General features: G+C 61.3%; 10 protein-coding genes and 2 tRNA genes. 5 read left to right on the forward strand and 7 right to left on the reverse strand.

The window, feature by feature from the left end; genetic code table 11:
* A partial coding sequence (locus CUR21_RS15550; protein ID WP_304528569.1) for an NAD(P)H-hydrate epimerase occupies positions 1-301 on the reverse strand: 301 nt, incomplete at its 3' end.
* Positions 302-484: 183 nt separating this feature from the next.
* Here CUR21_RS15550 and CUR21_RS15555 point away from each other — a divergent pair.
* Positions 485-823, forward strand: a complete 339-nt coding sequence (locus tag CUR21_RS15555; RefSeq protein ID WP_100197995.1) for a P-II family nitrogen regulator — start codon at positions 485-487, stop codon at positions 821-823.
* Between the two features lie 66 nt (positions 824-889).
* Positions 890-2,299: a type I glutamate--ammonia ligase gene (glnA, locus tag CUR21_RS15560; protein WP_100197996.1), complete on the forward strand. Its 1,410-nt coding sequence runs from the start codon at positions 890-892 to the stop codon at positions 2,297-2,299.
* Positions 2,300-2,374: 75 nt separating this feature from the next.
* On the opposite strand, the gene CUR21_RS15565 is transcribed toward glnA, so the two are convergent.
* Both CUR21_RS15565 and CUR21_RS15570 read right to left on the reverse strand, forming a co-directional pair.
* Positions 2,375-3,166 carry a DUF3445 domain-containing protein gene (locus CUR21_RS15565; protein ID WP_100197997.1) on the reverse strand — a complete coding sequence of 264 codons (792 nt, stop codon included), beginning with the start codon at positions 3,164-3,166 and terminating at the stop codon, positions 2,375-2,377.
* Between the two features lie 81 nt (positions 3,167-3,247).
* Positions 3,248-3,324, reverse strand: a tRNA-Asp gene (locus tag CUR21_RS15570).
* A 255-nt stretch (positions 3,325-3,579) separates the two neighbouring features.
* Between CUR21_RS15570 and rocF the strand changes: the two genes are divergently transcribed.
* Complete coding sequence (rocF, locus tag CUR21_RS15575) at positions 3,580-4,503, forward strand: arginase (RefSeq protein ID WP_100197998.1); 924 nt, start codon at positions 3,580-3,582, stop codon at positions 4,501-4,503.
* A gap of 41 nt (positions 4,504-4,544) precedes the next feature.
* Here rocF and CUR21_RS15580 read toward each other — a convergent pair whose 3' ends face one another.
* From CUR21_RS15580 to corA, 3 genes are all read right to left on the reverse strand, one after another.
* Positions 4,545-7,631: an efflux RND transporter permease subunit gene (locus tag CUR21_RS15580; RefSeq protein ID WP_100197999.1), complete on the reverse strand. Its 3,087-nt coding sequence runs from the start codon at positions 7,629-7,631 to the stop codon at positions 4,545-4,547.
* A gap of 10 nt (positions 7,632-7,641) precedes the next feature.
* Positions 7,642-8,739 carry an efflux RND transporter periplasmic adaptor subunit gene (locus tag CUR21_RS15585; protein ID WP_100198000.1) on the reverse strand — a complete coding sequence of 366 codons (1,098 nt, stop codon included), beginning with the start codon at positions 8,737-8,739 and terminating at the stop codon, positions 7,642-7,644.
* A 193-nt stretch (positions 8,740-8,932) separates the two neighbouring features.
* Positions 8,933-9,898, reverse strand: coding sequence for a magnesium/cobalt transporter CorA (gene corA, locus CUR21_RS15590; RefSeq protein ID WP_100198001.1), 966 nt, complete (start codon positions 9,896-9,898; stop codon positions 8,933-8,935).
* Between the two features lie 109 nt (positions 9,899-10,007).
* Here corA and CUR21_RS15595 point away from each other — a divergent pair.
* Positions 10,008-10,081: transfer RNA gene (locus tag CUR21_RS15595), tRNA-Cys, on the forward strand.
* A 62-nt stretch (positions 10,082-10,143) separates the two neighbouring features.
* On the opposite strand, the gene CUR21_RS15600 is transcribed toward CUR21_RS15595, so the two are convergent.
* Complete coding sequence (locus tag CUR21_RS15600) at positions 10,144-11,187, reverse strand: glycosyltransferase family 2 protein (RefSeq protein WP_157792040.1); 1,044 nt, start codon at positions 11,185-11,187, stop codon at positions 10,144-10,146.
* A gap of 510 nt (positions 11,188-11,697) precedes the next feature.
* On the opposite strand from CUR21_RS15600, the gene ytfQ reads away from it, so the two are divergent.
* Entirely contained in the window at positions 11,698-12,669 is a 972-nt protein-coding gene (gene ytfQ / locus CUR21_RS15605; protein ID WP_100198003.1) for a galactofuranose ABC transporter, galactofuranose-binding protein YtfQ, read from the forward strand.
* Positions 12,670-12,765: the final 96 nt, after the last annotated feature.

Raw genomic sequence — 12,765 nt, forward strand, 5'->3', positions numbered from 1 at the left:
CGCGCATCGCCGCCGCGTCGGGCGGCAGCCGCGCGGGGTCGCCATAGGCATGCACCGTCACCGCCCACCCCCGCTCCGCCAGCAGCCGCGCCACCACATAGCCATCGCCCCCGTTATGGCCCGGCCCGCACAGCACCCGCGCCGTGCCGGGGGGCGCCGCCAGCTCCGGCCAGCGCGCCAAAATCTCTGCCACCACCGCCGCGCCCGCCCGCTCCATCAGCGCCGCCCCCGACAGCCTCCCCGAGGCCATCGCCGCCGCCTCAATGGCGCGCATTTGTGCAGATGTCAGAAGTTCCGCCATATCCCCGCTCATTTCGTTCTCAAACCGCACCATATTTCATCGCAACGCACATAATTTAATCACCCGCCACGGATTCCCCGGCTTCCACTCCGCCCTTGCACCGTCCACAATTGTCCCGGCGCGCAAGAAATGATCAGACATCATCAGACAGACAAAAAGCCACGACGCGGGGGAGTGCGGCCCATGAAGAAGATTGAGGCAATCATCAAGCCCTTCAAGCTCGATGAGGTCAAGGAAGCCCTGCAAGAAGCCGGCATCCAAGGCCTCTCGGTGACCGAGGTCAAAGGGTTTGGCCGCCAGAAAGGCCATACCGAACTTTACCGTGGCGCTGAATATGTGGTGGATTTCCTGCCCAAGGTGAAGATCGAGGTGATCCTGACCGACGATATGGTCGATCAGGCCGTCGCCGCCATCATCGCGGCCGCCCGCACCGACAAGATCGGCGATGGCAAGATCTTCGTCTCCTCGGTCGAACAGGCGATCCGCATCCGCACGGGTGAAACCGGCGACGACGCCGTCTGACCCGCCCCCGAACATCAGGCCCGCTTGGCCTGCACTGTAACACTCAAGTAACCGAAAGGCAGCATGATGAGCGCGATCAAAACAGCTCTGAAACTGATGAAGGATGAAGAAGTCGAATATGTCGACATCCGCTTCACCGACGTCAAAGGCAAGCTCCAGCACGTGACGCTGGTGGCGGATCTGGTGGACGAAGACTTCTTTGAAGAAGGCTTCATGTTCGACGGCTCCTCCATCGCCGGCTGGAAGTCGATCGACCAGTCCGACATGAAACTCATCCCCGATGCGACCTCGGTCTACATCGACCCGTTCTATGCGGAAAAAACCATGTGCGTGCATTGCACCGTGGTCGAACCCGACACCGGCGAATCCTACTCGCGCGATCCGCGCGGCACCGCGCTGAAAGCCGAAGCCTACCTGAAATCCTCCGGGATCGGCGACGCCTTCTATTGCGGCCCCGAGGCGGAATTCTTCCTGTTCGACGACGTGCGCTATTCCGTGACGCCGCAAAAAGTGTCGTTCCAGATCGACGCCGAAGCCGCCGCCTGGAACACCGATGCCGAAATGGAAGGGGGCAACCTCGCCCACCGCGCAGCCCACAAGGGCGGCTATTTCCCCGTCAACCCGATTGACGAAGCGCAAGACATCCGGGGCGAAATGCTCTCCACGATGAAGCGCATGGGCATCAAGGTGGATAAACACCACCACGAAGTGGCGACCTGCCAGCACGAACTCGGCATGATCTTCGGTGGTCTGACCGAACAGGCCGACAACATCCAGAAATACAAATACGTCATCCACAACGTCGCGGCCGCCTATGGCAAGACCGTGACCTTCATGCCCAAGCCCATGAAGGGCGACAACGGCTCGGGGATGCACGTGAACATGTCGATCTGGAAAGATGGCAAGCCGCTGTTCGCAGGCGACAAATACGCCGACCTCAGCCAAGAGGCGCTGTATTTCATCGGCGGTATCCTCAAGCACGCCAAGGCGCTCAACGCCCTGACCAACCCGTCCACCAACTCCTACAAGCGTCTCATCCCGGGCTTCGAAGCTCCGGTTCTGCGCGCCTTCTCGGCCCGCAACCGCTCGGGTTGCGTCCGTATTCCGTGGACGGAATCGCCCAAAGCCAAGCGCGTGGAAGCCCGCTTCCCCGATCCGGCGGCCAACCCCTATCTGGCTTTCGCAGCCCTGCTGATGGCTGGCCTCGACGGCATCACCAACAAGATCGATCCGGGCCCGGCTTCGGACAAAGACTTGTATGATCTGCCGCCCGAAGAACTGGCAGCGATCCCCACCGTGTGCGGCAGCCTGCGCGAAGCGCTGGAAGAGCTGGAAAAAGACATGGACTTCCTGCTCGCCGGTGACGTGTTCACCCGTGACCAGCTCGAAGGCTACATGGCGCTGAAATGGGAAGAGGTCTATGCCTACGAGCATACGCCCCACCCGATCGAATACGCGATGTATTACTCCTGCTGATCGCAGCACGGCAAAGCACAAAAGCCGCCCTTCGGGGCGGCTTTTCCTTTGCGGTCAGGCCAGTGCAAAGCGCAGTTACAGCGCGCGGTGAATCGGATGCTCGGCGAGCGCCGCCGCCTGCGCGGGCGTCAGATCCGCGATCCGCACCAGATAGGTGTGAATTGAAAACAGCACCGCGCGGCTTTGCGGCAGTCGGATCAGGCATTGCCGCTCAGACCGGATAAAGGGCATCTCGCCTTGCGCCACCGTGTCCTTGGCCGCATCCTCGGCCTGCGGGTTGAACAGCGGCGCCCGCGAATGATGCGCATTGGCCCGCCACAGCGGTGCCTCCACCCGCACCCCCTCCATCAACCGCTGCACACGGCGCCCGATGTCTTCGGTATAGCTTGCCACCGGCCTGTGCATTCGCATCAAGGGCCGCCCCAGCTTTTCCGCCAGCGTCCAGCCCGCCGGAAAGCACAAGACCGCCGCCGTCAGCCCATGTTGCCCCGGCGCGGTCTCTTGCATCAGGCACAGGTCTTCCTGCACCAACCGCCCCAGCGTGTGCAGCGGGCGCGTGGCATCCAGCGCAACCCGCACCCCATCAGGGCGGGTGATGCTGTCCCGCGCGCGCACGAATCCTTGCGGCAGCCGCGCCAGCGTAAAGTCATAAAGCTCGGCCACCGCTTCGGCCGCCTGCGGCAGCGCGGCCACCACTTCGGCCTCTCGCGTGGCGATCAACGCATCCCGCAAAGCCATCTGGGCGGCATAGGCCTCATCCACCCGCAGCCAGTCGGCCATCTCAAGCGGCAGCGTCCCCGGCAGCCGCCGCGTGCGCGGATCGGCCCAAGGCGCAAAGGGCAAACCGCTTTGCACAGCCTCGATCATCGCGCCCCTCCTCTGTCTGCCGCAAACAAAAACGCCCACACGGCTGCGTGTGGGCGTTCAAGGCTCTCTGAGCAAATCAAGTGGCGCGGTTGACGGGGCTCGAACCCGCGACCCCCGGCGTGACAGGCCGGTACTCTAACCAACTGAGCTACAACCGCGCGATAGGGGGCTGATATACGCGCGCCACAGGGGCGTCAAGCCAGAAAGTGGCACAAAGTGCCTGCGCGTCGAAAAGCCTGCGGATGTGGGGGGGAAATGGGGGGCCAAAGGTTAAGCCCTCGTAAATTCAAAAGACCAAGCCCTTGATTCCATTGGTTTGGCGGACCTGTAACACAGTGGAACGCGGCCGGTTCAGAATCGGGGTGAATTGCCGGACCGGATGGGCCATGATCCCCCAAAACAAAGGACAGACCATGCCCAGAACCATCCTCATCGGCGCCCCCATCGACGCGGGCCAACGCCGCCCCGGCTGCCTGATGGGCCCCGCCGCCTACCGGGTCGCAGGGCTCGCACAGGCCATCACAGACCAAGGCCATCCCCTGTCCGACTGGGGCGACCTTACCTGCCCCAAGGTCGCGGCCCCGCCCTGCCCCAACCCCGCCGTCCATTCCTTGGACGAGGTGCTGGGCTGGACCCAGATCCTCTCCACCCGGGTCGCCGAGGCCCTGACCGAAGGCGCCCTCCCCATCGTGATGGGAGGGGATCACTCCCTTGCCTTGGGCTCGGTGGCAGGCGCCGCGGCCCATGCCGCCCGCGCGGGCCGCCCGCTCTTCCTTCTCTGGCTGGACGCCCATTCCGATTTCCACACCCCCCTCACCACCACCAGCGGCAACCTCCACGGCACCCCGGTGGCCTATATCGCGGGGCGCGACGGCTTTGACGCCTTCCCCCCCTTCCCCGCACCCATCCCGGCCGAAAGGATCTGCCTCTACGGCATCCGCTCCGTCGACCCCGCCGAACACGCCGCCTTGCTCGACCATGACATCGCCATCAATGATATGCGGGTGCTGGACGAACACGGCGTGGTCGCCCCCTTGCGCGCCTTCCTCGAACAGGTCCGCGCGGCGGGCGGCATGCTGCATGTCAGCCTCGACGTCGATTTCCTCGACCCCGCCATCGCCCCCGCCGTCGGCACCACCGTCCCCGGCGGCACCACCTTCCGCGAGGCGCATCTGGTGATGGAATTGCTGCACGAATCTGGGCTGGTCACCAGTCTGGATCTGGTCGAGCTAAACCCGTTTCTGGATGATCGCGGCATGACCGCACGGCTGATGGTCGATCTGGTCGGCAGCCTGATGGGCAAGAAGGTCTTTGACCGCCCCACCCGCGCCAAATAAGGCGCAGCCCCTGCGCGCCCAAGGGCGCGCAGGGGAATGTTTCAGTGCGCCTCGGCCGCGCCGAACTGCTTCTCGACCAGCCGCTTCTTCATCAGATACTTCGAATCGCTCAGCGAGATCAGCGTGTAGAAGGCCGGCACCACAAAGAGCGTGAACAGGGTGCCGATCAACAGGCCAGTAAAGATCACCAGACCCATCGCCTGCCGTGCCGCCGCCCCCGCGCCTTCGGCAATGATCAGCGGCACCACCGCCAGAACCATTGCAAAGGTCGTCATCAGAATGGGGCGCAAACGAGTTTTGGCCGCTGCCACAATCGCCTGACGCCGGGACAGGTTATGCTCTTCGCGCTGCTGGTTGGCGAACTCCACCATCAGGATGCCATGCTTGGTGATCAGACCGATCAGAGTAATCAGGCCGACCTGCGTGTAGATGTTCAAGGTCCCCGCCCCGAGATACAAGGGAAGCACGGCCCCAAAGATCGACAGCGGGACGGACATCAGGATGATCAGCGGGTCGCGGAAGCTTTCGAACTGCGCGGCCAGAACCAGATAGATCACCACAATCGCAGCCGCAAAGGCCAACAGGATTGTGCTGCCTTCGGACTTCTCCAGCCGCGACTGGCCGGAGTAATCCACGAAGAACCCGTCGGGCAGCACCTCATCGGCGATCCGCTCCAGCTCGGCCAAGGCCACGCCGGTTGACAGTCCGATCATCGGCATCGCGGACAGGCTGGCAGAGTTCAGCTGGTTGAACTGCGAAATCGAAGCCGCCGAAACCGTTGGCAGCAGGCTGACCACCGAGGACAGTGGCACCATCGCCCCAGTGCCGGAGCGCACAAAAAATTCGCCCAAGCGTTCGGGGTTATCGCGCCATTCCTTTGGCACCTGCATGATCACGTCATAGCTGTTCGACTCGCGGTCGAACTGCGCCACGGCACCGCCCCCCACCAGCAGCCCAAGGGTGCTGCCGATGTCACTGACGGCGACGCCCAATTGGGCCGCGCGGTCACGGTCGATGGTAACCCGCACTTGCGGCGCATCAAAAGACAAGCTGTTCTGCACGACGATGAACATGCCCGATTGCATGGCCCGCATCCGGATTTCCTCGGCGATCTCAACCACGCGCTCGGGGGCGTAGATGGACTGGATCACCATCGAGATCGGCAAGCCCCCTCCAGCACCGGGCAAGGAGGGCGGAGCGAAGACATAGCTTTGCAGGCCCGGCGTGCCATCCAGTATGCCTTGGATCTGCGCCTGAATCTCGGCCTGACCCCGCGTGCGCTGCGCCCAGTCCTTGAGAGCCCAGATATAAAACCCCGTATTCCCGGCCCCGCCCATGCCAGCCACCGAGAAGGATGTTTGCACTTCTTCGATGTCGGCCGTGCGACGGCTCACCTCTTGCGTGAAGGCGTCGGTATAGTCCAGCGTCGCATAGCGCGGGCCGCTCATGATGGCGAACAGCGCGCCGCTGTCCTCTTCAGGCGCGAGCTCGGAAGAAGTGTTGAGAAACATGAAGCCAGTGGCGCCCAAGAGCGAAACCACCATGAGGAAGGTCACAGGGCGGTAATCCAGCGAAGACGAGACCCGCCGTTCATACCAATTGGCCAAGCCACCCAAGGTGCGGTCCACGATCTGCTGAAAGCGCCCCGGCGTCCCATGGCTGAGCAGACGCGCCGACATTGCGGGCGTGATGGTCAAGGCCACGATCCCCGAAATCACGACCGATCCTGCAAGGGTAAGCGCGAACTCGGCGAAAAGCGCGCCCGTGAGGCCGCCAGTGAAGGCAAGGGGCGCAAGCACAGCCGCCAGTGTGATCGTCATGGCGATGACGGGGCCGGTGATCTCTTTCATCCCCTTGATCGAGGCGGCGGCCGGGGTCATGCCTTCATCGATGTGACGGTGGATGTTTTCGACCACCACGATGGCATCGTCCACCACCAGACCAATCGCCAGAACCATCGCCAGCAAGGTAAGCAGGTTGATCGAATAGCCAAGCACGAGCATGACGCTGCACACCCCTACAAGCGACAGGGGAATGGTGACAATCGGCATCAAGACCGACCGGAATGATCCAAGGAACAAGAGGATCACCACGACAACAATCAGCACCGCCTCGGCGATGGTCTTGAACACTTCCGAGATGGATGCAGAGATCGTTTCGGTGGAGTCATACACCAGATCGACGGTCATGCCGGTGGGAAGCGTGTCCTGCAACGCCGGCAAGGCCTCGCGCACATTGGTTGCGACATCGAGTTGGTTTTCGCCCGGTGCCGGGATGATGCCGATGAAGATACCCGGCTGTCCTGCAAAGGTCACGATCGCATCGTTGGTGCCAGACGCAAGCTCGATCCGCGCCACGTCGCGCAGACGCACCACACCGCTGTCCCCCTGCCCGATTGGCAGTGCGCCAAAGGCCTCGGGTGTTTGAATGGTCGAGTCGAGGGTCAGCGAATAGGTGAAGTATTCATTCTCGGTCTTGCCCGGCGCCGAAAGGAAGTTGGACGACCGGATTGCCCCCAGAACTTCGGATGCGGTCACACCCCGTGCCGACAGCAGCAATGGATCGAGCCAGACACGCATCGCGTATTTCTGGGCGCCCATGATCTCCATCTGCGCCACACCTTGAATGTTGGTCACGCGCGGCCGCACCACACGCTCCAGATACTCGGTCAGCTGTTCGGGCGTCATGTTGGGGTTTTGAACCGCCAGATACATCAGCGCGAAGGTCATGCCTGTGCCTTTGGCAATCACCGGGTCTTCCGTATCTTGCGGCAACTGACCGCGCACCTGTTGCACCTTTGACATCACCTCGGTCAGCGCGATGTCAGGATCAGCCCCCAGCCGCATTTGCACCGTCACCACGGATGCCGAAGGGCGTGACTCACTCGTCACATAATCAAGGTTTTCGGTTGTCGAGACCGCCGAGGCGATCGGCGCCGTGACAAACCCTTGGATCAGCTCGGGCGCGGCCCCGGGATACACCGTGGTGATGGTAATCACGCTTTCCTGCACCTCGGGATATTGCCGCACCGGAAGATTGAGCATGGCGGCGAGGCCGAGAAACATGATCAGTGCTGCCAGCACCGAGGAAAGAACAGGGCGGCGGATGAAAAGCTCGGAAAAATGCATCATCCGCTCCTTATTCGCTGGCCGCGGGCGGCGAGAGTTCCACCGACGTGTCGATCACCACCTTCGCCTGATTGGACAAGCGGTTTTGCCCAGAGGTCACGATCTGATCACCAGCCGCGATGCCTTCGACCACCTCGATCCGATCATCAGAGCGGCGGCCCAAGCGGACAAAGACCTGCTCGACCTTCAACTCCTCGCCTTCGGGTTTCACGACATAGATCGAGTCGCCATAAAGGCTGGAAATCACGGCCGTCTGCGGCACCGTGATCACGCCTTCTTCGGCTGGCAAGGCCACGCGCACGCGCAAGAACTGACCCGGGAAAAGCTGTGCATCCTGATTGTCGACTTCGGCGCGCACCGAGACAAGGCGGGTTCTGGGGTCCACCTGCGGCTCGATGCCAGTGATGCGACCTTCGGCGCTGAAGGCGCCCACATCGGTGCTGACGGTTAGGGCGCGGCCCAGATCCAGCGCGCCGATCTGTTGTTCTGGCACGGTGAAATCCACATACATCTGATCCAGATCCTGCAGCGTCGCATAGATGGTGCCAGCGCTGACATATTCGCCAACCTCAACCCGCGGAATGCCGATCACGCCGTCAAAAGGGGCTGTCAGGGTTTTGGCGTCCAGAGCCGTTTGCACCTGCGCCACTTGGGCGCGCGCGCTTTCCTCTTGCGCCTGCGCTGTTTCAACCGCGTTGGCTGTGCCCACGCCGCGTTCTGTCAGCGTTGCGGCCCGCTGGGCTTCGGCGCGGGTCACCCCGAGCGCCGCCTCCGCTGCCGCAAGCGAGGCGCGCTCGCTGTCATCGTCGATGTTCAGCAGGGTTTGGCCTTCGGTCACGCGGTCGTTCGAGGCAAAATTGATGGCGCGCACCAGCCCGCCCGATTCAATCGCCAGATCAACGCCCCGGGCCGAGATGGCCGTGCCGACGGCATCAATCCCAGGTGTCCAGGTGACCGGCTCCACCATCTGTGCGGTGACGGGCACCGGCGGGGGCACCCGTCCCGCCATGAACTGCGCGATCATGCCGTCGCGGAAATACTTGAACCACACGATCCCGCCCACCACGAGGCCAAGCAGAAGGATTGCGATGATCAAACGTTTTGCCATAAAGGAGCCTCATTTCCGGCGAAAGCGCAAAGAAAATAGAGTTCCCGCGCCAATGATTTCCAAAGTGTAGTGAACCTTTGACTTGGCAAGATCAAGTGGCGCAGCTCTCCCTAGAGGCGATCCGAGCTCTGCAAATTTGAACAACCCTATCGCAGTTTGCCGCGTCTCGCGTCATTTTCAGACAGGACAGAGATCAAAGCCAGCCACGCCGTTTGAAATAGAGGTAAGGCAGCACAGCCGACAGAACCATTCCGGCAAGTGCGGCGGGATAGGCATAGGGCCACGAAAGTTCGGGCATGTGTTCGAAGTTCATGCCGTAGATGGAGGCAATCAGCGTGGGAGGCAGAAAGACGACGGAGGCCACCGAGAAAATCTTTATGATCCCGTTTTGCTCGATGCCGATCAGGCCAAGGGTTGCATCCATCAGAAAACTGATTTTTTGCGACATGAAAGCGGCATGATCTTCAAGCCCGCGCGCATCTGACGTCAGATCCTTCAGCCGTGCCCGCAGATCCTTGGTGTCAGGCTCATCACGCAGACGTTGCCCCCAAAACACGGTCAACCTGTCAAGCGTGCCAAGACTGTCGCGCAACGTGGAAACAAGGTCACCCTTGCGCCCGATTTCTTCCAGAACCAACCGCCAGCCGGTGCCTTTGCGCGCCTGAGCGCCATCCTTGGCAAAGATGCTGCGCGAAATTGCTTCGATATCGCGGGCGACGCGCTCCATCACATCGGCCAAGCGGTCGACCATTACTTCCATCAGCGAGAGGGTGATTTCCTCTGCGCTCGCGCAGGCCAGCCCCCCTTTTGCCGCCCGCTGCGTGAACATCTCAAAGGCTTTTGGGCTGTGATAGCGGATGGTGATGAGATGACGCTGTGTCAGGACCAGCGTCACCGGAGCAACCTCGGGCACGTCACTTTCCGAATGGGCGGGCAGCATCACGGTCATAAACAAGGCGCCGTTCTCGGTATAAAGCCGCGAGGACTGTTCAATTTCTTCCATGTCTGCGCGGGTGGGCAGATCCAGCCCCAACGCCGCTTCGATCTTTGCTTCCTCGGCCCCTGTGGGCGCGATCATATCGAGCCAAAGCGCTTGTTCTGGCAGCGCTTCGGCCAGTTGCATCAGCCGTCCGCCTTGTTCTGCGTAGCCAAGGATCATGCCCGTCTCCCGTTTTTCTTTGCCTATCATAACGGCATCCCGACAGACCAGAGGTGCAAGTCAGCCCTTGCATGCCCTGCCAAGCTGCGCTATTCGCTCCCCATCACGAGGCGGGTGGGCAGGCAGGCTATGCACCGGATTGCAAATCCGTGAAGATCGGTTCGATTCCGATACCCGCCTCCATTTTTCTGTTCACCGCTGATCTCCTTTGCTGCCGATGTGCTGTCGGCAACTTCGGTCAATCCTTAATCGTCTTGCGCGTGCAGATCGGCGAAGAGGGAATACAGATGCAACGCCAGACGGCGTGACAGGACTGCTGAGTCTGCGGCGTGCAGACAATCGCGGTAAAGCCGATATCCCATTTCCGTGCGGATCAGCGCAGCCGAACGCGCGCGATGCCATTGACAGGCTTGAGTATGCAGGTCGTCGATCCCCGGCAAGGCGCGGAGCCCACTCATTTCCCGCGCCAACTGCGCCGACCACCGCGTGATCGCCTTGTTTTCCACCGTGTTGAAATTGCGCTCGACCCAATAGCTTAGGTCTATGGATTTGGCGCGCCGATTGGCGAGTCCGCGATCGGATTTGACGATGAAGCTTTCAACCGAGCGCAGCGCATAATGATTGAGCTCGATCAGGCTGCGCCCGGCGGACAGGCTTGGCAACGCGATCTGACCATCCCGCGCGGCAAAGGCTTCGGGCAAAGGCTGGCCTGCGCCATCATACCAGACCGGCAAAGGCCCGCCTTCAGGCCGTTTGGGGCGGTGAATGCCGGGCTTTTGAAATCTATGTGGTCGAAACAGTGTTTTGATGTAGCGGCCTGCGATGGGGTGAAACACGTCCTCGGGGGCCGATCGAAGGAACTGGGTCGTGACGGGAAGATCCTCAAAGCGCACCAACCCATTTGCCCCGAAAAGCCGCCATGGCATGGCAAGAGCATCCGCTTCGGGCGGCAAGGCAGCAAGCGCGTCGGGAAGACGATGTCCTGCTGCATGGATCAGCGGAAATTCATCAACATCAAGGAAGAGCGCCCAGTCATATTCTGCGATCAGATTGTCCTTGGCGACCTTTTGCAGGGCTTGCCATTGAACGCTTTTGTCAGCGGTTGCCCGTTGTGGCCTGTGGTGCAAGACGCCATGATCGGAAAGCCGTGCGAGCAGAGCATCCGTGCCATCTTCGCAATCATTGGAGAAGATGAGAAAATCCGTCACCCCGATCAAGCGGTTGTAGGCAAGCCATTCCAAAAGAAATGGGCCTTCGTTCTTGACACAGGTAAAGGCGAGAATTCTCAACGGCGTCCTCCTGACCGACCGCGGCACTGGGCCGCGACGTCGATTTCACACGACGGGCGTTGCGCCCGCAAGGCTGCTGAGGTGAAGTGACGGAACGATCGTCCCAGACAGCTTTGCCCGAGCACGTTTCACGCATCCGTGATTCGAGCTTTGCCAAACATCGGTCAGCGCCTGCAGGAAGCCGCGTCGATACGAACTGCGGCGACGGGGCCTGCCAAGGTCTGCGTGACGGTTGCAGCTGCGCTGCAGGGCCGTCAGACGCGCAGGCCCTGAAGCACGGCATGAGGGCCGTGCTTGGCACATTAGACCCTTGTGAAAAATCAGACACTTGAGACAGCTTGCTCATCGATCCTGACACGCGTCAAACGCGCACAAAATCTCGCCAAAGTTGGGCATTTCCACGGGTCTGCGAAGCCTGCACATAGGATTTTACATATAGTATTACTTTTGCTAGCCTGACCGCAGGTCGACGGGAGGAGACGTCTGCCGCACAATCCTAGGGAGGGATTCATGTCCATTATCAAGAAACTCGCGCTGGTCGCGGGTATCGGCGCCCTTATGTCTTCGACAGCTTATGCCGAGGGCCTTTCGGGCAAGGTGATCGGCTTTTCACAGATCGGGTCGGAATCCGGCTGGCGTGCGGCCGAAACCTCGGTGACCAAGGCCGAGGCTGAGCGTCTGGGAGTTGATCTGAAGTTTGCCGATGCCCAGCAAAAGCAGGAAAACCAGATCAAGGCGCTGCGCGGCTTTATCGCGCAAGGCGTTGATGCGATCTTGATCGCGCCGGTTGTTTCGACCGGTTGGGAAGAGGTGCTGACTGAAGCGAAGGATGCAGAAATTCCTGTCGTGCTGCTGGATCGCGGCATTGACGCGCCGGAAGATCTTTACCTGACCTCGGTGGCCTCCGATCAGGTCAAAGAAGGCCGCGTGGCAGGCGAATGGCTTGTCGGGGCCGTCGGCGACAAAGACTGCAAGGTGGTAGAGCTGCAAGGCACCGTCGGCTCTTCGCCCGCCATCAACCGCAAACAAGGCTTTGAAGAAGGCATCGCGGCAGCCAGCAACATTTCGATCATCCGCAGCCAGACTGGCGATTTCACCCGCTCGAAAGGCAAGGAAGTGATGGAAGGCTTCCTGAAGGCCGAGGGAGGGGGCGCCGGGATTTGCGCGGTCTATGCCCACAATGACGACATGGCCGTGGGTGCCATTCAGGCCATCAAGGATGCGGGCTTGAAGCCGGGCACCGATATTCTGGTGGTTTCGATTGACGCGGTGCCAGACATTTTCTCTGCCATGGCCGCAGGGGAAGCCAATGCCACGGTCGAGCTGACGCCGAACATGGCCGGACCAGCGTTTGCGGCACTGGACGCCTACCTGAACGCGGGCACCATGCCCGAAAAGTTCATCATCACTGAATCCAAGCTTTATACCCCCACCGATGACCCACAAGGCGAATACGACCGCCGCAAGGGCTTGGGCTACTGAGAGCCCCCTCACGGCACCGTCGGCGGAAAAGCTTTCGCCGACGGATTGTCTTGTGACGGCAAAAGCAGAACTGTGGCAGGCAGGAGACGGGGGGCA

It is taken from the genome of Pseudorhodobacter sp. MZDSW-24AT, assembly GCF_002794355.1.
Classification (GTDB): Bacteria; Pseudomonadota; Alphaproteobacteria; order Rhodobacterales; family Rhodobacteraceae; genus Pseudotabrizicola.

What these genes read in the sequence shown, in the direction of transcription:
- CUR21_RS15580 (WP_100197999.1), bottom strand. Translation starts at nt 7,631, where the DNA reads ATGCATTTTTCCGAGCTTTTCATCCGCCGCCCTGTTCTTTCCTCGGTG.
- glnA (WP_100197996.1), top strand. Translation starts at nt 890, where the DNA reads ATGAGCGCGATCAAAACAGCTCTGAAACTGATGAAGGATGAAGAAGTC.
- corA (WP_100198001.1), bottom strand. Translation starts at nt 9,898, where the DNA reads ATGATCCTTGGCTACGCAGAACAAGGCGGACGGCTGATGCAACTGGCC.
- CUR21_RS15555 (WP_100197995.1), top strand. Translation starts at nt 485, where the DNA reads ATGAAGAAGATTGAGGCAATCATCAAGCCCTTCAAGCTCGATGAGGTC.
- rocF (WP_100197998.1), top strand. Translation starts at nt 3,580, where the DNA reads ATGCCCAGAACCATCCTCATCGGCGCCCCCATCGACGCGGGCCAACGC.
- CUR21_RS15565 (WP_100197997.1), bottom strand. Translation starts at nt 3,166, where the DNA reads ATGATCGAGGCTGTGCAAAGCGGTTTGCCCTTTGCGCCTTGGGCCGAT.
- ytfQ (WP_100198003.1), top strand. Translation starts at nt 11,698, where the DNA reads ATGTCCATTATCAAGAAACTCGCGCTGGTCGCGGGTATCGGCGCCCTT.
- CUR21_RS15585 (WP_100198000.1), bottom strand. Translation starts at nt 8,739, where the DNA reads ATGGCAAAACGTTTGATCATCGCAATCCTTCTGCTTGGCCTCGTGGTG.